The following is a 22,658-nucleotide window of genomic DNA, read 5'->3' on the forward strand; positions in this document are numbered from 1 at the left end:
GAGAGGACTGTCATGACCGACCACACGTCGTTCGACGTCGCCCACCTGGGCAACGTGGAACTGCTCACCCCCGAGTTCGACAAGAGCCTGTGGTTCTTCCGCGATCTGCTCGCGATGCGGGTGGTCGCGGATCGGGGCGACTCGGTCTTCCTGCGCACCTGGGACGAGTACGAGCTGTACACGATCAAGCTGACGCGGTCGGATGCCGCGGGCGTCGGCCGGACTTCGGTGCGGGCTGCCTCGCAGCAGGCACTCGAACGCCGGGTCGCCGCTATCGACGCACTGGGACTCGGTGAGGGCTGGGTCGACGGCGAGGTCGGGACCGGCCCGACCTACCTGTTCCGGGATCCCGACGGACACTCCTTCGCGGTCTACTACGAGACGCAGCGGTACGAGGCCACCGACGAGGATCGCCCCGCGTTGAAGAACCAGGCATCCGCGTTTCCCGGTCGCGGCGTGAACGCGCGCCGGCTCGATCACATCAACTTCCTCGCGAAGGATGTCGAGGCGAACGGCCGGTTCCTCGCCGATGCGCTCGGGATGCGCGAGTCCGAGCGCATCCGCCTCGACAACGGCAGGTTCGCGGCGTGGTGGTTCCACTTCTCGCTGAAGTCGTACGACATCGTCTACTCCGACGACTGGACCAAGCACGGCAACCGGCTGCACCACATCGCCTTCGCCCCCGATACCCGGGAGGACATCCTCAAGGCGGCCGACATCTTCCTCCAGAACGGCATCCACATCGAGTCGGGTCCGCACAAGCACGCGATCAACCAGACCTTCTTCCTCTACGTCTGGGAGCCCGGCGGCAACCGCATCGAGTTCGCCAACGCCGGAGCGCGGCTGCTGCTCGACCCCGATCAGCCGGTGGTCGAGTGGAGCGAGGAGGAGCGCAAGAAGGGTCAGGCGTGGGGCATGAAGACGATCGAGTCGTTCCACACACACGGCACGCCCGTGGTGGATGCCTCGGCGCACGACTGACGCCGACGCGTTTCGTCTCGTCGCTCCGCTCCTCGCTCAACGACCTGAGGAGGACGCCGTCGCGTGGCGCGCCACCGGGGCATCGAGTCCCCGGTCGTTGAGCGAGCGAAGCGAGGTGAAACGCGCCGAACGTCCGCGGCTCAGCGCCAGACGTCGTCGGCGATCGCGACGACCTCGCGGATCTTCGCCCACTGCTCGTCCTCGGTGAGGAGGTTGCCCTCCTCCGTCGAGGCGAAGCCGCATTGCGGGCTGAGGGCGAGCTGGTCGAGCGGGGCGAAGGCCGTCGCCTCGTCGATCCGCTTCTTGGTGGCGTCGATGTTCTCGAGTTCCCCGCTCTTGGTCGTGATGAGCCCGAGCACGACTGTCTTGTCACCCTCGGGCAGGAAGCGCAGCGGCTCGAAACCTCCGGCACGGTCGGAGTCGTACTCGAGGAAGTAGCCGTCGTAGTCGACGACGCCCAGCAGCTGCTCGGCGACCGGCTCGTAGCCGCCCGACGAGATCCACGTCGACCGGAAGTTGCCGCGGCACACATGCGTGGTCACGACGAGATCGTCGGGCTTGCCGTCGAGCACGCGATTGAGCAGCGCCGCGTAGCGCTCGGCGATCCCATCGGTGTCGATGCCGCGCTCGCGGGCCTTCTCGAGCTCGACGTCCGAGCAGAGATACGCCCACGCGGTGTCGTCGAACTGCAGGTAGCGGGCGCCTGCGTCGTAGAAGGCGTGCACGGCATCGCGATAGGCGGCGACGAGGTCGTCGACGATGTCTTCGCGGCCCGCGTAGAACGCCGGGTCGATGTGGCCCGGTTCGAGCCGGAAGTCGAGCACCGTCGGAGACGGGATGGTGAACTTCGGCGTGGCTCCGGTGGTGCGGGCGAGCGCATCCTTGAGGTAGCGGAAATGCGCGAGGAACGGATGCGAGTCGTCGAAGCGGATCGGACCCGAGATCTCGACGCCCCTGGGCTTGGTCTGCACGCCCTGGAACTGGATGCCGTGATCGAGCTCGACGATGTCCACGCCGCCGAGACCGCCGAAGAAGTCGAAGTGCCACCACGAACGGCGGAACTCGCCATCGGTCGCGAGTTTCAGGCCGGCATCCACTTCCCTGATCAGCAGCTCGCCGATCGCCTGATCTTCGATCTCGGCCAGTGATCCATCGTCGAGGCGGCCCTCGGCATGGGCGGCGCGAGCCTCATGCAGGACGTCGGGGCGGAGGAAGCTTCCGACGATGTCGGCACGGTACGGCGGGCTGTGGGTCACTCCGCGAGTGTATTGCGCGGATGCCGCGCCCCGCTCGGTCTCGGACGCGAAAAGACACAGGGGGTTCGCGCCCTGAGCCCGCACGACGAAAGCGCGTGAGAACAGGCGCTATCCCGTCTGGCCGGAGGCCTCGATCTGAGTGCGGAGCTTCTTCACGTCTTTCGCGGTCTTGGAGACCGTCCGAGACAGCCGCAGCACCTCGGCCATCACGTCATCCAGCCGCACCTCCGACCTGTCGAAGCTGGTCGGTCCGGGCGGCGGCTCGGGCACCCCGCCTGGCGGGAGTCCGCCGTCGGGATCGTCCAGCCGCACCGTCCGAAGGATATCGATGAGGTCCTGCGGGCGGTTCTGCAGATCGAGCGTCGGACCGAACTTCGCGATCACACGCTTGACGACATCCTCGTCGGCCATGTTGCGTCCCTTCCGCCACCTCGGGCTCCCCGGGGGCAGGCTACACCCGCCCCGGCGCGCTGTCAGAGCAACCGCTGTCGCGCATCGGCATCACCCCGTGCGGGGCTCGTCCGCCGGAACCTGCTCGGCCGTCACCGGGCGGGGGACGGCGTGCTGACGCGACCACGTCGTCAGCATCACCTTCCGGCCCTGATGCACGGGCGTCGCGGCGTGCCGCATCCGCTCGTCGATCTCGCCCGACGGCGTCAGGTTCTGCCAGACGATGAGCCTTCCCACGACGGGCGGAACGACCAGGTCGAGTTCGGGGAAGTACGTCGCGCCACCGGCATCCGGCGCCTGCAGGCAGAGCAGGAAGGTGAGCACGCGCTCGCCCGCCGGGTCGTCCGCGAACGATCCGCCGTCGTGATGGATGCCGAAGCGCCCGCCCGGCTCGTAGCGAACGGCCTGCCACGGCTCGAGCCTCTCTGCCTCGACGTCCAGTTCGAGGCAGATGCGCTGCTCGATGCGGGCGACGCGCTCCCGGAGCTTCGGAGTGAACCAGCGCTCATTCGTCGATTCGCTGGTGCGCTCGGTGCTCTCCCGCGAGTGGAGACCTTCAGGACCGCGATCCAGGACCTGGCTGCGCTTCCAGAACGTGAAGTCGAGCTCCTCGCGGATCCGCCGCGCGTCACGCTCGTCGAGCCAGTCGTCGGCCCAGGCGATCCCGGTTCGTGTGAGATGCGCGGCAAGACTCATCGCACCACCAGCCTCGTCATGATGTGTCGTTCGTAGTCGGCCACCGAGCGCTCGCGACCGAGCAGCCGGCGGTAGGCGGGATCTTCCGCGAAGAGCCCGCGCAGCCGGTCCAGGGTGCTGAGATGCGCCGCGTGCCAGTCCCGATGCGTCTCCCAGTGCGGCACCCGCGTGGAGCGGTCGTAGGCGTGCCAGCCGATGACCCGATGCGGATGCCACAGCGTCCAGCCGTGCGTGTAGGCGCGGCATCCGAGCGCCACCTCATCGCCGAAGAAGTAGATCTCCGGGTCGTGTGGGACGGCTTCGTTGAACTCTCCCGGCGCGAGGACGAAGTGCAGCGACAGGTACTCGGCTTCGACGGGCGCATCCAGCTGCCGCCAGAAGGGCAGGACATAGCTGGTCAGGCGGGTCAGGACGCCGTCCTGCCGATGCAGCGGATAGATGCGTGTGGGCTGGGTGCGCCGACCCCGAGCACCTGCCCGCGGAATGAATCCCGGCAGATAGCCGGTGAGCAGCGTGCGGTCGCCGCTGCGCGCCGATGCCGTGGCCAGCATTCCGGTGGCGGCGGCGTCCCATCCCTGCTCGAAGCGCATGTGCGAGTCGAGCATCAGCGTCAGCTCCTCGCCCGAGTACCGGTGCTGGATCTCGTGGCGCGCCCAGTTCGGTCCTCTGCTCTCGGCAGCCGGGGACTCCAGGATCTCGAGGCCTCGCCTCTGCAGCAGGTCTTCGGGAAGGTCCTCCTCGCCGGGCGCCCGCTGCCAGGCGATCACCGTCCGCAGCCGGCCGGGGTCGTCGGCGCGAGCGTAAAGGCTGCGAACCGTCGGCGCGAGCTCGGAGTCGCAGTAGGCAGGGATCTGGACGAATATCCATGGACGAGACAACGCAGACACGTGACTCTCTCCGAGTGCTGGGGCGAGTCAGTCGCTCGCTGACGAATGCGCGCTCAGCTGGGACAGCACCGCGCCGGCGACGAGGTCGGCACCGACATCCGTCAGCATGAGGCTGTAGTGATTCAGCTCGGGCGCGCTGATGACGACGAGCTGCGGGAGCAGCTCGATGCAGGCCGCGACGGTCTCATCGCCGAACAGCGGCGTCGGCTCGTTCAGCAGGTTGTGGCCGGCGCGGACGAGTGTCACCGGGCAGGTCAGCTCGGACAGGCGCTGCAGGTCCTTGTTGACGAGCTGGTCCCTGCCGTCCTGCACGACGGCCGTTTCGGACACGACCGATCGGAATCGCGGTGCTTCACCGGTGAGATCGGCGTCGACGTAATCGTCGAGGTACGGATTCCACACGTCACGAAGGGCCGGGTGGTCCTGCCAGAACGTGCGATAGGCGTCGCGGGATTCGAACGTCATCCGCAGCCGCGCGAGCGCGGGGCCGAGGATCGCCGCGATGGCGGCATCGGGATCGGCGAGCAGCGCCTCGGGGATCGGCAGGGGGAGTCCGCCGTCGACGAGCACCAGCCGCTCGACGCGCCCCGGATGCGAGACCGTCAGCTGCACCGCGACGTATCCGCCCATCGACTCTCCGATGACCGTGGCACGTTCGATCCCCAGGTGATCGAGCAGCGCCACCATGTCGGCGGCGTGCGCAGCCATCCCGAAGGGACCCGGAAGCCGCGCACTGCCCCCGCGGCCGCGCAGGTCCGGCGCGACGAGGCGGTAGCGCGAGGCGAGGCGGTCGGCCAGCGGCTGGACCGACACCGCCGAGGCGCTGATCCCGTGGATGGCGACGATGACCTCGTCGCCGGAGCCCCAGGTGAGGGCGTGCAGCTCGCCGCCCGTGACGGGGACCTGCAGGTGGTCGGGGGTGACCTTGGTGATCATGGGTGGGCAGCCCTCTGCTGTCGGCACGTCGCTGTTCGCCGCCATCGGCGCGGCAACAGCGTAACCGAATCGACCCGTCCCCGGTCAGGTCAGCCTGTGAACCACTCGCGCGGACGGTGCGACACGGTCGGCAGCTCGCGCGGGCTCTGCGGCTGCGCCCAGACGGCTGCATTGGCGAGCACACGGCGGATGTCGGCCCGGTGGTAGATCGGATACTTCTGGTCGCCCGGGCTGAAGTAGAAGATGCGGCCGCGGCCGCGCCGGTAGGTGAGCCCGGATCGGAAGACCTCGCCGCCGCTGAAGTTGCTGACGAACACGAGATCGTCGGGCGGGGGGACGTCGAAGAACTCCCCGTACGTCTCGTGCTCGCCCAGCACGAGCGGATCGGGCACGCCCGCGGTGATGGGGTGCCCCGGGGCGACGTTCCAGAGCACCTCGCGGTCGCCGTCGTCACGCCAGCGCAGCGAGCAGGTCGTGCCCATCAGGCGGATGAAGATGCGCGAGAAGTGCCCCGAGTGCAGGACGACCAGGCCCATGCCCGACAGGACATGCTCGGCGACGCGCTCGACGATAGCCTCGTCGACCTCGTCGTGCGCTCCGTGCCCCCACCAGAACAGCACGTCGGTCTCGGCCAGCCGGGCGTCGGTCAGGCCGTGCTCGGGCTGCTCCAGCGTGGCGGTGACCACTGTGGCGTCGGGCAGAGACGCGCGCAGGCCCTCGGCGATCGCACCGTGGATGCCGTCGGGATAGATCGCGGCGATCGGCGCCTCATGGCGCTCGTGGACGTTCTCGTTCCAGACCGTGATGCGCGGTGCGTCCGTCACAGCACCTCCCCCTCGGCGTGCAGGCGTTCGTACAGATCGAGGCTGAGCGCCGCCGTCCAGCTGAATCGCTGGGTGCCGCGGGGCTCGCCGCTGTGAGGATCAACGTACTCGGGGAAGTCGTGGTCGAGGCCGAGATCGGCCATCTGCGTCGCGAGCGCGCGTGCGGCATCCGAGAATCCGCGCTCGTGGAGGGCCTCGGCGATGAGCCACGCGGTGTTGAACCACGACGGTCCCCGCCAGTACCGCGCCGAGTCGAATGTCGCTGCGGTGAGGTCGTGGCTGGGGACGAGCGCCGTGCCGCCGAGGCGGAAGTGCTCGGACGACAGGGTGCGCAGCAGCTCATCGGTGCGCGGCAGATCCGGCACGAGCAGCGGGATCAGCCCCGAGACGGTGCGGAATCGCTGCTTCGCTCCGGCGACGACGTCGTTCGCCACGTAGCAGCCGAGTTCGTCGTCCCACAGCGACTCGAGGGCGTCGGTGAGCTCACGTGCCTTGCGGCGATGGCCGGCGGAGTCGGCGCCCAGCAGATCGGCGAGCTGCGCCATCGCCCATTCCGACCGGATCAGCAGCGCGTGGACCGCGGGATCCTCGAGGATGAAGGGGTAGGCGTCATCCCGGTCATCGCAGTCGTGGTCGCGATACCTCGCCGCGAGATACAGGTACTTGCCGTACTCCGCGTTCGACGGCCGGTGACTGGCGTCGGCATGGTTCAGATCGGGTCGCGGGATGTCGCTGCCGAACGACGCTCCGATCGCCGCGAGCGGCGCGTCCCAGAACGGCGAGTTGTCCATGCCGCTCTCCCAGGGGTGCACGATGTGGACCAGCCCCGAGGCGCCGGTCCGCCGCTGCTCGAGGTAGTCGTGCCAGCCGAGCAGCGACTCGTACGACCGGGAGAGGAACCGGCGGCGCTCCGAGGTCTCGGGATCGGACTGGTGGACGAGCAGTGTCGCGAGCGCATGGTTGGGCGGCTGGATGAGACCGGATGTCGGAACCGCCGGGCTGCCGGGGATGCGCTCGCTGTGCCAGAACGACGCTCCCGGCGAGTACTGCACATCGAGCCTGGGGTTGAAAACGATCTGCGGCAGACGCCCGTCATCCCACTGGGCGCTGAAGATCGCATCGAGCTCCTGCTGGGCCCGTCTCGGCGAGATGTGCCGCAGTCCGATCGCGATGAAGGCCGAGTCCCAGCTCCACTGGTGCGGGTACAGTCCGGCGGCGGGCACGGTGTAGGTCCCCCTCCAGTTCTCGGCGAGCACCTGCGTCGCCGCCCGGAGGGCGCGGTCGCTCACAGGTACCGCCGGAGCAGCGGCGGAACCGAGGGGAGGACGTCCTCGGCCGGGCCCGACAGACGGCTCTCGACCGCGATCGCGCCGTCGTAGCCGATGGCCTGCACGGTCGCTCCGAACAGCGCCCAGTCGATGTGTCCCGCGCCCGGCTCGAGCCGGTTGGAGTCGCTCGCCTGGATGTGGCCGATGTAGGGGCCGGCGGCGATCAGCGAGGCCGCCGGATCCGCCTCCTCGATGTTCATGTGGTACGTGTCGGCAGCCACGCGCACGCTGTCCAGACCGACGAGCCGGATCAGCCGCACGGCGTCCGCCAGCGAGTTCACCATGTGGTCCTCGTAGCGGTTGAGCGGCTCGAGGAAGAGGGCGACGCCCTCGGCGGCGGCGATTTCGCCGAGTGTCAGCAAGGACTCCGCCATCACGGCGGTGTCCTCTTCGGGGGAGCGGGGCGGCTCGAACGGGGGCAGTCGTCGGGAGAACATCCCCCACGACGCGGGCGTCATCGCGCCGCGACCCCCGAGCGCCGCGATGACACGCAGCTGATCGGACATCTGCACGACCGCATCCCGCCGCAGGTCGGGATCGAATGCGCCGATGAAATGGCTCATCTCGACGCACACCGTGGGCGTGTTCACGCCATTGGCCACGGCGCGCCGCAGCTCGGGCAGGCGCGCGACGAACGCGCCGTCACCCTGTGCGCGAAGTTCGATGCCGTCGAAGCCCCATGACTGGGCGAGCTCCCATTTGGCCTCGAGCGTGTCGCCCCACAGCACCTGCTCCTGCACGCACACGGCGTTCATCGGGCGCCTCGCATGTCGATGACGACCTGGAGTGCGTCGCGGGGGTTGTCGTCCAGCATCCGGTACACGTCGGCGACGTCGTCCAGCGCGACAGTGCTGCTGATGAGCGAGAGCGCGTCGACCCGACCGGATGCCGCGAGCCCGATGACCGTGCTGTTCAGGCGATAGCGATCCCAGCGGTGGCTCACGGAAGGTCCCGAGCCCGAGATCTGCGAGCACACCAGCTGGACGCGGTTGTGGTGGAACTCCTCGCCCATGCGAAGGCCTACGGCATCCCCCTGCAGGAAGCCCGCCGCTACCACCCGCGAGTTGTAGGCGACCGAGCGGATCGCCTCGTGCAGTGCGCGGGCGTTGCCGCTGATCTCGATCGCGACGTCGGCGCCGCGCCCACCGGTGAGCTCGCGGATGGTCTCGGCGACGGGACTAGAGGGGTCGAGCGCCTTCTCGGCACCGAGGCGCAGCGCGAGCTCTCGCCGCGAGGCGATGCCGTCGACGACGATGACCCGAGCGCCGTTGAGGCGCGCCAGCTGTGCGACCAGCTGCCCGGGCACGCCCAGGCCGAACACCGCCACCCACTCCCCGACGTGGATGTCGGCGTCGATCACCGCGTTCAGGGCCACCGCGCCGATGTGGGAGAAGATCCCGACGCGCGGGTCGGCGTCTGCCGGGAGCGTCCGGGCCGCGGCATCCTGCGACCGCAGCACCGCCGACGTGCGATGCCCCCAGGTGCCCCACACGCGGTCGCCGATCGCGACCGGCGCGTCGGCGTCCGCGACCTCGACGACCTCGCCCACCTCTTCGTAGCCGAGTGTGGTGACAGGGAACGCCGCCTCGGCCGCCCCGTCGGCGAACAGCCGCGACTGCGCGTCCCAGTGCTTGGTCACGTGCGGACTCGTGCCGCGATACGCGGTCAGCTCCGTGCCGGCGGAGATTCCGGAATAGAGGGTGCGTACCCGCACCTCCCCTGGCTGCAGTGCCGGTTCGGGATCATCGACGACGGACACCGTCCGTGCTCGGGGAAACGTGACGCGCAAGCCCATCGGCCCACCCTCTCTGATCGTGTCGGTCGCAACCATAGGCGCAATCGGCGGAAGTGACAAGTGTTATTCCCACAATCAGACATAAATAAGTCCATCAAGATGAGGCAATCGAAGTCACCCGAATCAAATTAGGTCTTGTGGAAAGACATAAATAGATGCTTCAATGACCATAGCGCTCCCGGTTGTGGATCCGAGTCGATGACGACCAGGCAGTGCTCCGCCCTCCAGCGGACCTTGACCCCCACACACTGAAAAGAGAGACCATGCGCAAAGCTCGCGCAGGCGTCATCGCCGCCTTCACTGCCAGTGCCTTGCTGCTCTCCGGCTGTTCCGCCGGCGGAGGGCAGAAGGCCGACGACAAGCTGCTGATCTGGACCGTCGAAGACACCGCCGAACGCGTCCAGGCGCAGCAGGCGATCCTCGATGCGTACACGAAGAAGACCGGCACCAAGGTCGAGCTCGTCGCGATCGCCGAAGACCAGCTCGCTACCGTGCTCGCCTCGGCTGCGGCATCCAACCAGCTCCCCGACGCCATCGGCGCGGTCTCGCTCAACGCGCTCAACCAGCTCGACACCGACGGGGTCGTCGACTCGGATGCCGCAAAGGCCATCGTGGATGACCTCGGCGCCGACACCTTCTCGCAGCGCGCACTCAAGCTGACGCAGAACGCCGACGGCAAGCAGATCGGCGTGCCCAGTGACGGATGGGCGCAGCTGCTCTTCTACCGGAAGGACATGTTCGCCAAGGCCGGCCTCGCCGCTCCGACGACGTACGACACCATCACCAAGGCTGCGACCGCCCTGCAGACGTCCAAGGTCGCTGGCATCGTGGCCGCCACCGCGCCCGCCGATTCGTTCACGGCCCAGACGTTCGAGCATTTCGCCCTCGCCAACAACTGCCAGCTCGTCAATGACTCGGGCGACGTCACGCTCCAGAGCAAGGAATGCGTCGACGCGATCGACTTCTATACGAAGCTCATCAAGGACGGTTCGGTCGCAGGCAATCAGGATGCCGACACCACGCGCGCCACGTACTTCAGCGGCGGGGCGGCCATGGTCGTCTGGTCGTCATTCCTGCTCGATGAACTGGCGGGCCTGCGCAAGGACGCGCTGCCGACTTGCCCCGAGTGCACGGATCCGTCATTCCTCGCCAAGAACACAGGGATCGTCAGCGCAGTTCAGGGACCGGACGGCAGCGAGCCGGCCTCGTTCGGAGAGATCGTGTCCTGGTCGGTCATGACGGGCGCCTCCAAGGGCACGCAGGATCTCATCAAGTACATGATGAATGACGCCTACCCCGACTGGCTGGCGATCGCTCCTGAGGGCAAGATCCCCACGCGCCTGGGCACCGCCGACGATCCTTCCAAATTCACCGACGCGTGGAAGGGCATGAAGGTCGGCGTCGACTCGAAGGAGCTGCTGTCCTCCATCTACGGTGAAGATGTCCTGAAGTCGCTGGTCGAAGCACCGAACTCGTTCAACCGGTGGGGCCTGCCCCAAGGTCAAGGAGCCCTCGCGGGCGCCGTCGGCGGACAGTTCGTGCTTCCGGGCGTGCTGTCTGAGACCATCAACTCCGGCCTGAGCGCGGAAGACGCCGCGAAGAAGGCCGCGGACCAGGCCAACTCCATCAAGGGAGACCTCGGCCTCTGACCGAGGCGTGTGGCGCCCGAATCCCTCAGGTTCGGGCGCCACACGGGAGAGAACATGATGGCTGCAGACACGAACCTCGAGCCCGCCGCGACCGGCACGGTACCGTCCCCGCCGGCCGGCACGAAGCCGACCAGGACCAAGCGGCGGGTGACCCTGCGTCAGCACGACGCGCGCACGGGCCTCTGGCTCATGAGCCCAACGCTGGTCATCGTCGTCATGGTGGTGGTGGTGCCGCTGATCTGGTCGGTGCTCCTCGCCTTCCAGCACGTCAAGCTGATCCAGATCGGCACCGTGAACCCGTTCGGCAACTTCACCCTGGACAACTTCCGCGTCGTCTTCGCAAACGGAGCCCTCTGGACCAGCCTGTTGACGACGATCGAGTACACCATCGGCTCGGTCACCCTGGTCATCATCTTCGGACTCATCGCGGCGATCGTCGTACGTCGCCCGTTCCGGGGTCGTACGCTCGTGCGCGCCGCGTTCCTGTTGCCGTATGTCGCCCCCGTGGTGGCCGTGACCTTCGTCTGGAAGGTCATGCTGAACCCCGAGTTCGGCATCGTCAACCAGTTCGGCCAGAACGTCCTCGGCTGGGACAAGCCGATTCCGTTCCTGTCGCAGGCAACAGGCACGTGGGATCTGCTCGGAATGCAGATCCCGGTTCCGACGGCGCTGCTGACGGTGATCGCATTCGAGGGCTGGCGCTACTTCCCATTCGCCTTCCTGTTCATCATGGCCCGGCTCGAGGCGCTCTCAACCGAGCCGGAAGAGGCGGCCCTCGTGGATGGCGCTGGCCCCTGGCAGACGTTCCGGTACATCATCTGGCCGCAGCTCATCCCTGTGATCGGCGTGCTCGCCGTACTCCGGACGATCTGGACCTTCAACGAGTTCGACGACATATTCCTGCTCACTGGCGGAGCCGCCGGAACCCAGGTCGCGAGCGTGCGGATCTTCGACCTGCTGACCGTGCAGCGTAACGTCGGCGCGGCCTCGGCGATGTCGGTCGTCCTGGCGGTCCTGCTCATCTTGATGCTGGCGTTCTATACCTTGATGATGCGTCGGAGGGGGGAGAAGATATGACCACCACAGCCTCCATCGTCGCGGCCGAAGAAGTCATCATTCACAGCCGCAAGCGGGGCCGTGCGCCGGGATCCGGGCGACAGCGGACCCTCCTCGGTATTCTGCGCTGGGTCACGATCTCGCTGTTTCTGATCGCAGTCCTCGTGCCGTTCGCGTACATGGCGATGCTGTCGGTGCGTCCGATCGAGAGCCTGCTCCGCAACCCGGACCAGTTCTTCCCGGCATGGAACGAACTCACTTTCGACACCTATCGGACGGTGCTCGCCCCGGTCTCAGAGGGCGGCCAAGGCTTTCTCACCTTCCTCGGCAACAGCGCGATCGTGGCGATCTCGTCCGTCATCCTGGCCCTTCTGATCGCAATCCCCGGTTCCTACGCGATCGCGCGGCTGCCCTTCTTCGGGCGGCGGCAGGTCAGCGGGCTCTTCCTCGCGACCTACCTGTTCCCGGCGATCGTCATCGCCATCCCGCTGTTCGTGATCTTCACGCGACTGGGACTGCGCGGGTCGCTGCTCGGGCTCGTCCTCGTCTACACCGCGCAGACGGTGCCGGTCGCGATCTACATGATGCGCAACTACTTCGAGACGGTGCCCGAGTCGATCGAGGAGGCGGGGCTCATGGACGGGCTCTCCCGCATCGGGGTGCTGCGGCGGATCACCATCCGCCTGGCGACGCCGTCGATCATGGCGACGGGGCTGTTCGTCTTCATGATCGCGTGGAACGAGTTCCTCTTCGCACTGCTCTTCCTCGTCGATCGACGCCCGCTGTGGACCGTCTCGCTGGGGCTCGCGCAGCTGTCGGGGAGCATCGAAGTGCCGACTACAGTGCTGATGGCAGGGTCCGTGGTGCTGACGCTCCCGATCATCGTGCTGTTCTTCCTGACGGAGCGACTGCTGACCGGCGGATTGACCGCGGGCGCAGAGAAAGGCTGATGCGACATGGCGGCCGCATCCACCAGTGCCAGCGCGGGGGAGATCCTCGAACTCGTGCGATCCGGGCGGGCGCGCACGCGGCGTGAAGTGCAGGAGCTCACCGGACTCTCGCGATCGACGCTGTCGCTGCGGATGTCGCAGCTCATCGCCGCCGGCTATGTCCGTGAGTCCGGCCAGGCGGCCGCGGCGACCGGCCGGCCCGCGCGCATCCTGAGCTTCGACGAGGCACGGCAGCTGGTGCTGTCGGTCGACATCGGTGCGACGCACGCCAACCTGGCGCTCCTCGATGCCGGGAGCCAGATCATCATGCAGGCGCACGCCGAGATCGACATCGCGGCGCCGCCCGAGGTCACACTCCGTGCGCTGTCGAAGCGCCTGACCGAGCTGCTCGCGCGGTCGGGTCGCTCGATCGCCTCCGTGGTCGGCGTCGGCGTCGGCATCCCGGCCCCGGTGCGGTTCTCCACCCAGCGACCCAACCATCCGCCGTTGATGCGGGCCTGGCACGACTTCCCCATCGCTGAGACGCTGCGGGAGCACTTGGGCGTGCCGGTGTTCGTCGACAACGACGCGAACCTCATGGCGATGGGCGAGGCGCGGGAGCGCTATCCGGACGCGCCGAGCCTGATCTTCGTGAAGGTCGGCACCGGCATCGGTGCCGGGATCATCCTGCGGGGCCAGCCGGAGCGGGGCATCGCCGGCGGTGCAGGCGACATCGGCCACATCCGGATCATGGAGGCGGATGTCGGCCACCGCTGCACGTGCGGAGCCGTCGGGTGCCTCGCCACCGAGGCGAGCGGCGGGGCGATCGTCAGGATGCTGCGAGAGGAGGGCCAGGACGTCCGTTCTGCCGGCGACGTCAATCGGCTCGTCAACCTCGGCGACCCGCGCGCCGTCGAGCTGACCCAGCGTGCCGGCCGGCTGATCGGCGATGTGCTCGCGACCTCCGTCGCACTGCTGAACCCGTCGGTCGTCGTGATCGGCGGCATCATGGCCGATCCGGGAGACGTGCTCGTCGAGAGTGTCCGGGATCGGATCTACGAACGCACCATCCCGCTCGCCACCCGCGAGCTGTTCGTCGCCGCGAGCTCACTCGGGGCCGACGCGGCCATCCAGGGAGCCAGGCACATGGTGATAGACCAGACGTTCTCGGCCAAAGCGGTCGACGACAGATTGCGGCCGGCGAGTTGACGCATGCATGACCCCTTGGTCCCTGTCGACCTGGCACTTGCCGAGGTCCGGCAGCGGCGTGAGTCCGGGTACGACGTTTCGACGGTGGCCGAGCTGGCGGCCGGATTGGATCCCGGCGACATCGCCGCCGCCGAGCTCATCCTTCGCGAGGTCGAGGACGCGCCGAGACTGGCATCCTGGCGTTACGACGAGCCGGACGCGCTCGAGGACATCCTTCCGCCCTCGATGCCCGAGCAGCCCGCCCCCCTTCCCGACGCGGATCGCTACCTGGGAGCCTGGCTCGGCCGGATTGCCGGATGCAACCTCGGAAAGCCCGTCGAGGAGGGCACCGCCTGGCCGAGCGCGCGCATCCGCGAGTATCTGGAGCTCGCCGGCAGCTATCCGCTGCGCGACTACATCCCTGCCCTGTCCCCGATGCCCGCAGGTTTCGAGTTCAAGGAGAACTGGCCTCACACCACACGCGGCAACATCGACGGCTCGGATCGCGATGACGACATCGACTATGCCATCCTCGGCATCCTGCTCCTCGAGCAGCACGGTCCGGGGATGACGACAGCAGACGTGGCGCAGGGCTGGCTCGCGTACCTTCCGTACGCACGGGTCTACACAGCCGAACGCGCGACCTACCTGAACCTCCTCCACGGCGTGCCGGTCGACCTCGCGGCCGAGCGGCGCAATCCGTATCGGGAGTGGATCGGGGCGCTCATCCGCGGCGACGCGTTCGGGTGGACGCATCCCGGGCGTCCCCTCGCCGCGGCGCGGCTGGCGTACCGCGACGCCCGCCTCTCCCATCGAGCGAACGGCGTCTACGGAGAGATGTGGAGCGCGGCGCTGACCGCCTGCGCGCTGGTCGAGAGCAGTGTGGATGTCGTCATCGAACGATCGATGGCGGTGATCCCGCCCGGGTCGAGGCTGGCGGAGGCGATCGGCCGGGTGCGTGAACTGCACCGCACGGGTGCCTCCTGGGACGAGGCTCTCGCCGCGATCCAGCGCGACAACGCGCAGTACGACTGGGTGCACACCGTGAACAACGCGGCTCTGATCGCCGCGGGGCTGCTCTGGTCCGAAGGAGATTTCGCGGTCGGAGTCGGCAACACGGTGCAGGGCGGATGGGACACCGACTCCAACGGCGCCACCGTCGGGTCCGTCCTCGGCGGAATGCTCGGCGCGTCAGCATTGCCTGCGCAGTTCAGCGACCCGCTCCACGACCGCACCCGGTCGGCGGTGTTCGGATTCGACCAGTCGCGCATCAGCGGGCTCGCAGCCCGCACTCGTCTGCTCGCGTCGACGTTCGCCGGCTTGTGATGCACGGCGACCGGCGGTACCTCGTGGCGCCCGACAAGTACAAGGGCACGCTCACCGCGATCGAGGCGGCGAAGGCTCTGGCCGACGGCATCCGGCGGGCCGACCCGGGCGCGGTCATCGTCGAGCTGCCGTTCGCGGACGGGGGCGAGGGCACCGTCGACGCGGTCGTCGCCGGTGGCGGCGAGCGCCGCGTGACGACCGTTCGCGGACCCTTGGGCGACCCGGTGGCCGCGGCCTGGGCGATCCGGCACGACACCGCATTCGTCGAGCTGGCTGAGGCGAGCGGGCTGCGGCTCGTGTCGCAGCCGGACGGCGCGACAGCCCTCGCCGCGGACACCTGGGGCGTCGGTGAGCTCATCCGCGCGGCGCTGGATGCCGGGGTCGCGAAGATCGTGATCGGCGTCGGCGGATCTGCGACGACCGACGGAGCATCCGGGGCCCTCCGGGCACTCGGCTTCCGATTCGTGGACGGCGACGGCGCGGACGTGAACCCGGTCGAGTCGGACTCGGCGATCGCCGTCGACTCGTCGCGGGCGGATCCCCGGCTGCGCGACACGCAGTTCGAGCTGTGCGCCGATGTGCTGAGCCCGATGACCGGCGACCGGGGTGCGGCACGGATCTTCGGTCCGCAGAAGGGAGCGGATGCCGCCACGGTCGAGGTGCTCGACGAACGCCTGGAGCTGCTCGCCGGGCTCTACGCGACCGTCTCGGACGCGGACATCCTGGCCACCGGCGGCGCGGCCGGTGGCTTCTCGGGCGGAGCCATGGCAGTGCTGGGCGCTCACGTGCGCAGCGGCGTGGACTCGCTCGCCGAGATCCTCGGGCTGGAGCAGCAGCTCGGCGCGGCGGATGTCGTGGTCGTGGGCGAAGGGTCGATGGATGAGCAGTCCCGGTTCGGAAAGACCCCGGTCGGGATCGCCCGGAAGGCCCGCGCCCACGATGTGCCGGTCATCGCGGTGCCGGGCATCTCGCCGTTCACCGGCGATGACCTCGCGGGCGACGGCATCGTCGTGATCTCGACGGCGGCGGCTGCGGCTCGCGCCGACGGCGGCGACTCGCTCGCCGAGGCCGCGAAGTATGTCTCGAGCGCTGCCGAGGCCGGTGTCACGGCGTATCTGTCGATGCTCAGTCGTCGATCCACTCCGAGCGGGGCGGAGTGAGGGACTCCAGCTCCGCCCACAGCTCATCGGGGATCGAGTGGCCCGCCAGCGCGATCGTCTGCGCGATCCGCTCGGGGGATGAGACGCCGACGACGGTCGAGGTGATGCGCGCATCCCGCAGCGAGAACTGCAGCGCCGCCGCGGCGAGCGGAACCTCGTAGCGCTCGCACGCCTCCTGCATCCTCATGGCGGCGCTCTGCGCGTCGCCGCGCTCGCCGTACGCGTACCGGTTCGTGGTCGCGGGACCTTTGGCGAGCATGCCCCCGCCGTACGGAGCGGCGTTCAGCACGCCCATGCCCAGCGTCTGCGCACGGGCGATGAGAGCGTCGGCCGAGCGATCCAGCAGCGTGTACCGGTTGTGGGTGAGCACGACATCGAAGATCCCGGTGTCGACGAGCTGCCGCATGACGCTCAACGTCCCGCCCGCCACGCCGATGGCATCCACTCGGCCGGAGTCCTTCAGCGCACGCAGCGCCTCGACAGGACCGCCTGCGGCGACGGATGCCGCGAACCCGATCCGTTCCGGATCATGCAGGTGCAGGAGCGCGACGCGGTCGAGGCCCAGCCGGTCGAGGCTCTCGTGGAACGAATCGTAGACGCGCGCGCCCGAGAAGTCCGAGAATCCCGAACGCGGATCGACCTTCGTCGCCACGACGTAATCGACGGGCAGACCTCCGGCTTCGCGCAATGCCGCCCCGATCCGCAGCTCGGACTCGCCGTCCCGGCCGTAGCCGTTGGAGGTGTCGAGAAACCGCACCGGGCTCTGCAGCGCCGCGCGCACCGTCGCGATCGCCCGCTGCTCGTCGACCTCGTACCCGTAGAGTCCGGGAATGTTCGCGAGCGGGCTCGTCCCGAAGCAGAGGTCGGTGACACGGATGCCGGTGAGGCCGAGGTCCCGAAGGGTCATGGCGTTCATTATGGCGGGGGAGCGGCATCCCGTCATCGGGTCGGCCGACCCGACCCCCGTCCCACCGGACGAGGCCGATGGGACCGGAGTCGGTGGACGTCAGAGAGTCGCCGCGAACGGGTCGAAGTCCGCGGGAAGGGACCCGACCTCGTCGACGGTGCTGGCCACCCGAACGAACTGGCGGGCCTCGGCGGACTCCTCGATCGAGAGCAGCGTGTCGAGCACGTGGTAGCCGAAGCGGCCGGTCGCCACGTGCGGACGGTTCTCGCGGATGGACCGGGCCATGTCGAGCACACCGAGTCCGCGACCGACCAGCACGCCCTCCTGGGGGACGTCGTCGACCTGCTGGATCACCGGTGCGGGCGGCACGAACACCTCGGCGAGCGGACGCGTGATGCGGATGGCACCGCCGAACGTGTTCGGGTCGGGGATCACCATCGTGCCCTCGGTGCCGGTGATCTCGACCACGCCGTGACGGAACAGCGGCGAGTCGAAGCTGTACAGGCTCTGCGCCTGCCCGCCCTCCTCGAACTCCATGAGCACCGACACCGTCGATGGGACCTCGACGGGGAAGTCGTCGCCCGTCTGGGGCCCGGCCTGCACCAGCCGCGACTCGGAGGCCTTCAGCCCGAGCGCCGCGACAGCGGCAACCGGGCCGAAGAAGTGGATGAGGGCCGACACGTAGTACGGGCCCATGTCCAGCAGCGGTCCGCCGCCGCGGGCGTACAGGAACGCGGGGCTGGGGTGGAAGAGCTCCGGTCCCTGCCACTGGAACGAGGTGTGCGCGAACAGCGGCCGCCCGATGTCGCCGCGCGCGATCGCGCGCTTGGCGGTCTGGACGCCGGGGCCGAGCACCGTGTCGGGGGCGATGCCGACACGCAGACCGGCGGCATCCGCCTTCTCGAGCAGACCCAGCGAGGATTCGCGGTCCACGCCGATGGGCTTCTCGCTCCACACGTGCTTGCCGGCGGCGATGATGGCCTCGGAGACCTCGACGTGGGCGGCGGGGATGGTGAGGTTGACGACGATCTCGATGTCCGGGTGCTCCAGCACGGACGGGATGCCGCCGCCTGTCGGGACGCCATAGGCGTCGGCCTGAGCCTGCGCGCGGTCCTCGAACAGGTCGCCGATCGCGAGCAAGCGCACATCGGGGAATTTCGTGAGGTGCGTCAAGTACTGATCGCTGATGTTCCCGGCGCCGATGATGCCGACGCCGACGGTTCCGGCCGCCATCAGCGGGCCGCCCGCTCGTCGAGGAACACCCGGCTGGCTTCGATGCCGTCGAAGATGTCGCCGGTGTAGTGGTCGAACTCCACGACGGCGAATTCCAGAGCTGATGCCGCATCCAGCGCTTCCGCCAGTGGCACCGCACCCTGGCCGGCGGGCACCTGGTCGGCCGGCGGGTATGCGGCGATCGCCTGGGGGTCCAGCGTGCCGTCCTTGACGTGGACCGCGACGACGCGGTCGCCGAGCTTCTGCAGGAGAGTCGGGGAGTAGACACCGGCGCGGGCCGCCCAGTACAGGTCGACTTCGAGCACCACGCGGGGGTCGAGCAGGCTCGCGAGCAGCTCGAGCCCGGTGACGCCGTCGAACTGCGCCTCGAGCTCATGCGCGTGGTTGTGATACCCCACGCGGATTCCGTATCCCGCTGCGGCTTCGGCGGCGGCGTTCAGCAGCTGCGCGGTCTCTTCGACCTGCTCGGTGGTGGTCCACCGGTCGGGAGCAACGTACGGGTCGATGACGGTCGACATGCCGAGCGTCTTCGCGGCGGTGAACGTCTCGTCGTGGGAGGGGACGGGGACCGTCGTGCCGCTGCCGTCGGGACGGACGAGCGACTCGGACGCGAGGAAGGCGTGTCCCGTCGGGGCCGTGAGGCCGTGCGCCTTGAGGGATTCGGCGAGGGGCTCGGCCCGGCGGACGAAGTCATACGGCTCGACCGCGGTGAATCCGCGGGCGGCGATTTCGGCGAGCGTGCCGTCGAGGTCGGCTTCGAGTGCCGTGTTGACGGTGAACAGCTGGACGGAGGTGAGGACCGGCATCGGTGAGTGCTCCTTGAGTGTCGTCGGTGACCTTGCTGCGGCAGGGCCGCGAATTCACCGTACCACAAAAACCTCCAGGTGGAGGTTTTATCCACTAGGATGGAGATATGCCCGACCAACCCTCTCGCCCACCGCAGTCCCGCGGGTCGTACGCGAAGGGTGTCGCGCGCAGGCAGGAGATCCTCGACCGCGCGATCGAGGTCTTCGCCCAGCGCGGCTCCGACCGGACGAGCATGCGTGCGATCGCACGCGAGGTGGGCGTGACGCATGCCGCTCTCGCGCATTACTTCGGCTCGCTCGAGGAGCTGCTCGTCGAGGTGTACCGCGAGTCCGAGCGCCAAGGCGGCGCACGCAAGCCGGTGGATGCCGAGGCCACCCCCGTCGAGATGATGAGACGATCCGCCGCAGCCAACCGCGAGGTCGTCGGGCTCGTGCAGCTTTACTCCACCCTCGTGGCCGCGGCGCTCGAAGAGGGGCACCCGGCTGCGCACGAGTTCGCGACGACGCGGTTCGCTCGACTGCGACACGATCTGGCAGCCCGGGTGAGACAGAACCAGTCCGCCGGTCGCATCCGCGCTGACCTCGATCCCGAGGCGATCGCCGCTCTCGTCATCGCCGCTTCGGACGGTCTGCAGGCGCAGTGGATGCTCGATCCCGACGCGCCACAGGACGCGGCCCTCACCCTGCTGGACGCCCTCGTCTCACCCCCGCAGATCCCCGGCACGCCACCGAAAGGCTGGCCCCGGCTTACCCTGCGGCGGGTGGTTGTCAAGCCCCGCGACGCGCGTCGATCGGGCCGCTAGCGTCCGTTCCGGGAGGGGCCCGCAGCAATGGACGAAGCGCAAGTGAGGGGTCGACGATGAGTCGCCGCCCAGGTGCAGCAGCCCTCCTCCTGACGGCGGTCCTCGCGCTCGCCGGGTGCTCGTCGGCGCCGATCGACCCCGCGTTGACTTCGGCTGTGGCGGCTGCGATCAGCTCCGGCGCCTCCGCCCAGCTGGGGCTCGAACTCGACGATAAGGGCGGCATCCTGCCCGGCACGCTCACGGCACTCCTCGGCGACATGGCCGACAACCTGTCGGGCACCGAGAAGGAACTCGAGATGCACCAGGCGGCGGATGCCGCTGACGCGGAGTACCGCGCCCAGGCGCTGTCGGGCGTCCGGGCATCTCTCGAAGCGGTGCACGTCGCGCAAGGCGGCGACCCGTCCGCCGGGCTCGACGCGCTCACCGCCTCCGTCGAAGACCTGCGTGCGCTGGAGAAGACCGGATGAAGGGTCTCTTCGCCGTCGCTCTCGGCATCCTCACCGCCATCGGCGGGTTCGTCGACATCGGAGATCTCGTCACCAACGCCGTGGTCGGCGCCAAGTTCGGCCTGGGCCTCGCGTGGGTGGTGCTCATCGGCGTTTCCGGGATCTGCCTCTACGCCGACATGGCGGGGCGGGTGGCCGCGGTGAGCGGGCGCGCGACCTTCGAGATCATCCGCGAACGGCTGGGGCCACGCGTGGGGCTCGCGAATCTCGGCGCCTCGTTCCTCATCAACCTGCTCACCCTGACGGCCGAGATCGGCGGCATCGCGCTTGCGTTGCAGCTGGCCGCCGGTGTGGGCCCGGGCCTGTGGATCCCCGTCGCGCTGTTCGGGGTCTGGATCGTCATCTGGCGGACGAAGTTCAGCACGATGGAGAACGTCGCGGGGCTTCTCGGGCTCACGCTGATCGTGTTCGTGGTGGCGCTGTTCCTGCTGAAACCGGACTGGGGGCAGCTCGGCACCCAGGCCACCCAGCCCTGGGGGCCGGCATCCGACAGCCCCGTGTCGTACTGGTACTTCGCCGTCGCGCTGTTCGGGGCGGCGATGACGCCGTACGAGGTGTTCTTCTTCTCGTCGGGAGCCGTCGAAGAGAAGTGGACGAGCAAGGATCTGGCGACCGAGCGCGCGAACGTCTTCGTGGGGTTCCCGCTGGGTGGCATCCTCTCGCTCGCGATCGCCGCGTGCGCCGCCGTCGTCCTTCTGCCGCAGGCGATCGAGGTGACGACGCTGTCGCAGGTAGTGCTCCCCGTGGCACAGGCAGGCGGGCAGCTCGCACTCGCCTTCGTGATCGTGGGGATCCTGGCTGCGACGTTCGGGGCGGCGCTCGAGACGACCCTGTCCAGCGGCTACACGCTCGCGCAGTTCTTCGGCTGGAGCTGGGGCAAGTTCCGCCGGCCGGCGCAGGCCGCGCGCTTCCACGTGGCGATGATCATCTGCCTGCTGATCGGCGGCGGTGTGCTCGCGACCGGGGTCGACCCCATCACCGTGACCGAGCTCTCGGTCGTGTTCTCAGCGGTGGCGCTGCCGCTCACCTACTTTCCGATCCTCGTCGTCGCCAACGATCCCGGCTACATGGGCGACGAAGTCAACGGAAGATTCAGGAACGGCGCCGGGATCGTGTTCCTCGTCATCATCCTCGTGGCCGCCGTCGCGGCCATCCCTCTTCTCATCGTGTCCGGAATGGGATCAGCATGACCCGCGCGACCAAACCCCAGCATCCCCTCGAGTGGTACCGCGATCCCGACGGCCGCGGCGTCGACGCACAGCTGCAGGTGCTCGACCGCCAGATGCTCGACCCCGACGGGGTGCCGGTCAGCACCGTCGACGACGTCGAGCTGTCGGGTATCGAGCTGGGCGAGGCGGTCGACCACTCCACGCCGCCCACGGTCTCGGCCCTGCTCGTCGGGGCCGCGGTCCTGCCGCGCATCTTCGGGGGACGGATGCCGCGCTCGCGCCTGGATCCGATCCCCTGGGACGACGTCACGCGTCTCGACACCGTGATCGAGCTCGCCGTGCACGCCGACGACCTCGACGCCACCTGGCTTGAGCGCTGGTTCCGCGACGTGATCATCGCCCGCATCCCGGGAGGTCGCCATGCTCCTGAGTGAGCTGTTCGATCAGCCCGTGCGCGCGCCGCACGGCGAGTCGCTCGGTCGGGTGGTCGACGTGCGCTTCCGCCGCGGCGCCCGCCGCGGACGCCGCGAGGGCGACCTCGAACTGATCGCCCTCATCGTCAGCCCGCACAGCAGGCTGTCGTACTACGGCTACGAACGTGGTGCCGTCAACGCGCCCGCCGTCATCGCGCGGATCGTCGAGTGGCTGCACCGCGACTCGCGCATCATCCCGTGGGAGTGCGTCGCGCGCATCGACGATAGCGGCGTCGCGCTCGGAGTGATGCCGCCGCGCATTCCGCTCAACCCGCGATCGTCGATCGAGAGCGACTGAAC

The 22,658-nt window shown here is 68.7% G+C and carries 24 protein-coding genes; 12 read left to right on the plus strand and 12 right to left on the minus strand.

Annotated features, from left to right (window positions below; genetic code table 11):
- Positions 1 to 12: 12 nt before the first annotated feature.
- Positions 13 to 981 (plus strand): VOC family protein, encoded by a 969-nt coding sequence (locus ABD212_RS11645; protein WP_344094785.1) that lies wholly within the window; start codon positions 13 to 15, stop codon positions 979 to 981.
- Positions 982 to 1,121: 140 nt separating this feature from the next.
- On the opposite strand, the gene ABD212_RS11650 is transcribed toward ABD212_RS11645, so the two are convergent.
- The 9 genes from ABD212_RS11650 to ABD212_RS11690 form a co-directional block, all read right to left on the minus strand.
- Positions 1,122 to 2,237: a 5-methyltetrahydropteroyltriglutamate--homocysteine S-methyltransferase gene (locus ABD212_RS11650; protein WP_344094787.1), complete on the minus strand. Its 1,116-nt coding sequence runs from the start codon at positions 2,235 to 2,237 to the stop codon at positions 1,122 to 1,124.
- Between the two features lie 108 nt (positions 2,238 to 2,345).
- Positions 2,346 to 2,648 carry a hypothetical protein gene (locus tag ABD212_RS11655; RefSeq protein WP_344094789.1) on the minus strand — a complete coding sequence of 101 codons (303 nt, stop codon included), beginning with the start codon at positions 2,646 to 2,648 and terminating at the stop codon, positions 2,346 to 2,348.
- A 90-nt stretch (positions 2,649 to 2,738) separates the two neighbouring features.
- Complete coding sequence (locus ABD212_RS11660; RefSeq protein ID WP_344094791.1) at positions 2,739 to 3,383, minus strand: prolyl hydroxylase family protein; 645 nt, start codon at positions 3,381 to 3,383, stop codon at positions 2,739 to 2,741.
- Entirely contained in the window at positions 3,380 to 4,270 is an 891-nt protein-coding gene (locus ABD212_RS11665) for a GlcNAc-transferase family protein (protein WP_344094793.1), read from the minus strand. Before ABD212_RS11665 ends, ABD212_RS11660 begins: the two co-directional genes overlap by 4 nt.
- A 27-nt stretch (positions 4,271 to 4,297) precedes the next feature.
- Positions 4,298 to 5,206, minus strand: coding sequence for an alpha/beta fold hydrolase (locus tag ABD212_RS11670; protein WP_344094795.1), 909 nt, complete (start codon positions 5,204 to 5,206; stop codon positions 4,298 to 4,300).
- 89 nt (positions 5,207 to 5,295) lie between these two features.
- Positions 5,296 to 6,030 (minus strand): ThuA domain-containing protein, encoded by a 735-nt coding sequence (locus ABD212_RS11675; protein WP_344094797.1) that lies wholly within the window; start codon positions 6,028 to 6,030, stop codon positions 5,296 to 5,298.
- The gene (locus ABD212_RS11680) at positions 6,027 to 7,319 is read right to left on the minus strand and encodes an MGH1-like glycoside hydrolase domain-containing protein (RefSeq protein ID WP_344094799.1); all 1,293 of its coding nucleotides are present in this window, start codon (positions 7,317 to 7,319) and stop codon (positions 6,027 to 6,029) included. Before ABD212_RS11680 ends, ABD212_RS11675 begins: the two co-directional genes overlap by 4 nt.
- Positions 7,316 to 8,113 carry a sugar phosphate isomerase/epimerase family protein gene (locus ABD212_RS11685; protein ID WP_344094801.1) on the minus strand — a complete coding sequence of 266 codons (798 nt, stop codon included), beginning with the start codon at positions 8,111 to 8,113 and terminating at the stop codon, positions 7,316 to 7,318. Before ABD212_RS11685 ends, ABD212_RS11680 begins: the two co-directional genes overlap by 4 nt.
- The gene (locus ABD212_RS11690) at positions 8,110 to 9,153 is read right to left on the minus strand and encodes a zinc-dependent alcohol dehydrogenase (RefSeq protein WP_344094803.1); all 1,044 of its coding nucleotides are present in this window, start codon (positions 9,151 to 9,153) and stop codon (positions 8,110 to 8,112) included. The genes ABD212_RS11685 and ABD212_RS11690 overlap by 4 nt, the downstream gene beginning before the upstream one ends.
- 263 nt (positions 9,154 to 9,416) lie before the next feature.
- Between ABD212_RS11690 and ABD212_RS11695 the strand changes: the two genes are divergently transcribed.
- The 6 genes from ABD212_RS11695 to ABD212_RS11720 are packed head-to-tail and all read left to right on the plus strand — an operon-like array spanning position 9,417 to position 16,461.
- Complete coding sequence (locus ABD212_RS11695) at positions 9,417 to 10,802, plus strand: ABC transporter substrate-binding protein (protein WP_344094805.1); 1,386 nt, start codon at positions 9,417 to 9,419, stop codon at positions 10,800 to 10,802.
- 54 nt (positions 10,803 to 10,856) lie between these two features.
- Complete coding sequence (locus ABD212_RS11700) at positions 10,857 to 11,879, plus strand: carbohydrate ABC transporter permease (RefSeq protein ID WP_344094807.1); 1,023 nt, start codon at positions 10,857 to 10,859, stop codon at positions 11,877 to 11,879.
- The gene (locus ABD212_RS11705) at positions 11,876 to 12,808 is read left to right on the plus strand and encodes a carbohydrate ABC transporter permease (RefSeq protein ID WP_344094809.1); all 933 of its coding nucleotides are present in this window, start codon (positions 11,876 to 11,878) and stop codon (positions 12,806 to 12,808) included. The genes ABD212_RS11700 and ABD212_RS11705 overlap by 4 nt, the downstream gene beginning before the upstream one ends.
- Positions 12,809 to 12,814: 6 nt before the next feature.
- Positions 12,815 to 13,996 carry an ROK family transcriptional regulator gene (locus ABD212_RS11710; RefSeq protein ID WP_344094811.1) on the plus strand — a complete coding sequence of 394 codons (1,182 nt, stop codon included), beginning with the start codon at positions 12,815 to 12,817 and terminating at the stop codon, positions 13,994 to 13,996.
- A gap of 3 nt (positions 13,997 to 13,999) precedes the next feature.
- On the plus strand, positions 14,000 to 15,301 hold the full coding sequence (locus ABD212_RS11715; protein ID WP_344094813.1) for an ADP-ribosylglycohydrolase family protein: 1,302 nt from the start codon (positions 14,000 to 14,002) through the stop codon (positions 15,299 to 15,301).
- The gene (locus ABD212_RS11720) at positions 15,301 to 16,461 is read left to right on the plus strand and encodes a glycerate kinase (protein WP_344094815.1); all 1,161 of its coding nucleotides are present in this window, start codon (positions 15,301 to 15,303) and stop codon (positions 16,459 to 16,461) included. Before ABD212_RS11715 ends, ABD212_RS11720 begins: the two co-directional genes overlap by 1 nt.
- Here ABD212_RS11720 and ABD212_RS11725 read toward each other — a convergent pair.
- From ABD212_RS11725 to ABD212_RS11735, 3 genes are all read right to left on the minus strand, one after another.
- Entirely contained in the window at positions 16,427 to 17,368 is a 942-nt protein-coding gene (locus tag ABD212_RS11725; RefSeq protein WP_344094816.1) for an aldo/keto reductase, read from the minus strand. The genes ABD212_RS11720 and ABD212_RS11725 overlap by 35 nt on opposite strands.
- 99 nt (positions 17,369 to 17,467) lie before the next feature.
- Entirely contained in the window at positions 17,468 to 18,601 is a 1,134-nt protein-coding gene (locus tag ABD212_RS11730; RefSeq protein ID WP_344094817.1) for a Gfo/Idh/MocA family protein, read from the minus strand.
- Positions 18,601 to 19,407: a sugar phosphate isomerase/epimerase family protein gene (locus ABD212_RS11735; RefSeq protein ID WP_344094818.1), complete on the minus strand. Its 807-nt coding sequence runs from the start codon at positions 19,405 to 19,407 to the stop codon at positions 18,601 to 18,603. The genes ABD212_RS11730 and ABD212_RS11735 overlap by 1 nt, the downstream gene beginning before the upstream one ends.
- Positions 19,408 to 19,514: 107 nt before the next feature.
- On the opposite strand from ABD212_RS11735, the gene ABD212_RS11740 reads away from it, so the two are divergent.
- Genes ABD212_RS11740 through ABD212_RS11760 form a run of 5 tightly spaced genes read left to right on the plus strand, consistent with a single transcriptional unit; the run spans position 19,515 to position 22,656 of the window.
- Positions 19,515 to 20,210: a TetR/AcrR family transcriptional regulator gene (locus ABD212_RS11740; RefSeq protein ID WP_344094819.1), complete on the plus strand. Its 696-nt coding sequence runs from the start codon at positions 19,515 to 19,517 to the stop codon at positions 20,208 to 20,210.
- A 56-nt stretch (positions 20,211 to 20,266) separates the two neighbouring features.
- Positions 20,267 to 20,677 (plus strand): hypothetical protein, encoded by a 411-nt coding sequence (locus ABD212_RS11745; protein ID WP_344094820.1) that lies wholly within the window; start codon positions 20,267 to 20,269, stop codon positions 20,675 to 20,677.
- Positions 20,674 to 21,906: an NRAMP family divalent metal transporter gene (locus ABD212_RS11750; RefSeq protein ID WP_344094822.1), complete on the plus strand. Its 1,233-nt coding sequence runs from the start codon at positions 20,674 to 20,676 to the stop codon at positions 21,904 to 21,906. Before ABD212_RS11745 ends, ABD212_RS11750 begins: the two co-directional genes overlap by 4 nt.
- A complete protein-coding gene (locus tag ABD212_RS11755) occupies positions 21,903 to 22,319 on the plus strand; it encodes a hypothetical protein (RefSeq protein ID WP_344094824.1) in 417 nt (138 codons plus the stop codon). The genes ABD212_RS11750 and ABD212_RS11755 overlap by 4 nt, the downstream gene beginning before the upstream one ends.
- Positions 22,306 to 22,656, plus strand: a complete 351-nt coding sequence (locus ABD212_RS11760; RefSeq protein WP_344094826.1) for a PRC-barrel domain containing protein — start codon at positions 22,306 to 22,308, stop codon at positions 22,654 to 22,656. The genes ABD212_RS11755 and ABD212_RS11760 overlap by 14 nt, the downstream gene beginning before the upstream one ends.
- The last annotated feature ends 2 nt before the right edge of the window (positions 22,657 to 22,658 follow it).

Source organism: Microbacterium deminutum (assembly GCF_039530205.1).
In the GTDB taxonomy this organism is placed as follows: Bacteria; Actinomycetota; Actinomycetes; order Actinomycetales; family Microbacteriaceae; genus Microbacterium; species Microbacterium deminutum.

Bases quoted from the DNA above. Each gene is read 5' to 3' on its own strand.
- ABD212_RS11645 (WP_344094785.1), top strand. From the start codon at position 13: ATGACCGACCACACGTCGTTCGACGTCGCCCACCTGGGCAACGTGGAA.
- ABD212_RS11655 (WP_344094789.1), bottom strand. From the start codon at position 2,648: ATGGCCGACGAGGATGTCGTCAAGCGTGTGATCGCGAAGTTCGGTCCG.
- ABD212_RS11660 (WP_344094791.1), bottom strand. From the start codon at position 3,383: ATGAGTCTTGCCGCGCATCTCACACGAACCGGGATCGCCTGGGCCGAC.
- ABD212_RS11670 (WP_344094795.1), bottom strand. From the start codon at position 5,206: ATGATCACCAAGGTCACCCCCGACCACCTGCAGGTCCCCGTCACGGGC.
- ABD212_RS11685 (WP_344094801.1), bottom strand. From the start codon at position 8,113: ATGAACGCCGTGTGCGTGCAGGAGCAGGTGCTGTGGGGCGACACGCTC.
- ABD212_RS11690 (WP_344094803.1), bottom strand. From the start codon at position 9,153: ATGGGCTTGCGCGTCACGTTTCCCCGAGCACGGACGGTGTCCGTCGTC.
- ABD212_RS11695 (WP_344094805.1), top strand. From the start codon at position 9,417: ATGCGCAAAGCTCGCGCAGGCGTCATCGCCGCCTTCACTGCCAGTGCC.
- ABD212_RS11700 (WP_344094807.1), top strand. From the start codon at position 10,857: ATGATGGCTGCAGACACGAACCTCGAGCCCGCCGCGACCGGCACGGTA.
- ABD212_RS11705 (WP_344094809.1), top strand. From the start codon at position 11,876: ATGACCACCACAGCCTCCATCGTCGCGGCCGAAGAAGTCATCATTCAC.
- ABD212_RS11710 (WP_344094811.1), top strand. From the start codon at position 12,815: ATGGCGGCCGCATCCACCAGTGCCAGCGCGGGGGAGATCCTCGAACTC.
- ABD212_RS11715 (WP_344094813.1), top strand. From the start codon at position 14,000: ATGCATGACCCCTTGGTCCCTGTCGACCTGGCACTTGCCGAGGTCCGG.
- ABD212_RS11720 (WP_344094815.1), top strand. From the start codon at position 15,301: ATGCACGGCGACCGGCGGTACCTCGTGGCGCCCGACAAGTACAAGGGC.
- ABD212_RS11725 (WP_344094816.1), bottom strand. From the start codon at position 17,368: ATGACCCTTCGGGACCTCGGCCTCACCGGCATCCGTGTCACCGACCTC.
- ABD212_RS11730 (WP_344094817.1), bottom strand. From the start codon at position 18,601: ATGGCGGCCGGAACCGTCGGCGTCGGCATCATCGGCGCCGGGAACATC.
- ABD212_RS11735 (WP_344094818.1), bottom strand. From the start codon at position 19,407: ATGCCGGTCCTCACCTCCGTCCAGCTGTTCACCGTCAACACGGCACTC.
- ABD212_RS11740 (WP_344094819.1), top strand. From the start codon at position 19,515: ATGCCCGACCAACCCTCTCGCCCACCGCAGTCCCGCGGGTCGTACGCG.
- ABD212_RS11745 (WP_344094820.1), top strand. From the start codon at position 20,267: ATGAGTCGCCGCCCAGGTGCAGCAGCCCTCCTCCTGACGGCGGTCCTC.
- ABD212_RS11750 (WP_344094822.1), top strand. From the start codon at position 20,674: ATGAAGGGTCTCTTCGCCGTCGCTCTCGGCATCCTCACCGCCATCGGC.
- ABD212_RS11755 (WP_344094824.1), top strand. From the start codon at position 21,903: ATGACCCGCGCGACCAAACCCCAGCATCCCCTCGAGTGGTACCGCGAT.
- ABD212_RS11760 (WP_344094826.1), top strand. From the start codon at position 22,306: ATGCTCCTGAGTGAGCTGTTCGATCAGCCCGTGCGCGCGCCGCACGGC.